This window comes from Haemophilus parainfluenzae (assembly GCF_003252725.1).
In the GTDB taxonomy this organism is placed as follows: Bacteria; Pseudomonadota; Gammaproteobacteria; order Enterobacterales; family Pasteurellaceae; genus Haemophilus_D; species Haemophilus_D parainfluenzae_L.
In genome coordinates, this window is the sequence record NZ_QEPO01000029.1 from 1 (window position 1) to 732 (window position 732).

1 protein-coding gene is annotated in these 732 nt (G+C 41.7%); it reads right to left on the reverse strand.

The features are described from left to right. Window positions 1–202: 202 nt before the first annotated feature. Window positions 203–732: HI_1489 N-terminal domain-containing protein (locus DPV85_RS09890; RefSeq protein ID WP_111327875.1), on the reverse strand; the 530-nt coding region annotated here is incomplete at its 5' end.

Consider the following 732-nt stretch of genomic DNA (forward strand, 5'->3'; position numbering starts at 1 on the left):
GCGCTTTCTCATTAAACGTTTCAATTTGTTCATTGCTTGCATTCAACATAGCCACCCCTACTGGTTGGACGATCACTATTGTTCAAAATTATAGCGATTTTACAATGCGTTGTGCGGATTATTTTTGCAAGTCAAGTCTTTATTTGAAAATAATTACTTGATTTATAAATAAAAAAACCGCCTTTCGGCGGTTAAAAAAAGTTCATTTTTGCTGTTTATCTTTCCACTTTTTCCATACATCATAGCCTGGCAAGTGTTCCACAGGCTGGCCTAGCTGATAAAAACGCTCAATATATAAAATGGTGTTTTCAATATCATCATTGCCGTGATTGGCGCGCTCTGCCTGTTGGCGTTCTGCGTTATTTACGGCAGCCGAACCTGTACCGGAAAAGAGTGGTCGGTTCGTTTCCATCACTTGCATTAAATAGCGGTGATTGTTAAGCGGGGCGAGATTTCGGCTTTCTCGGCGTTTTTTCTGCACTGAATTGACCGTTTCACTCAAACAGTGGGCTAATAATTGAGAAGGTGGGAATAAATCTAGCACTTCGCGCATTAATTTAACCGCTCTTGAGTTGCTTAACGCTGATTTATCCGGGCGAAATAGTGCAATGTATGAAACCAAAGGGCGGGCTACGCCATATTTTAACTCGGTAAGCAGCCCTAAAATTTCGCGCCCCGCTTCATCTTCTAAAAGTTGGTCTAAATGAATATCGGAGTGGCATACAGGACAGC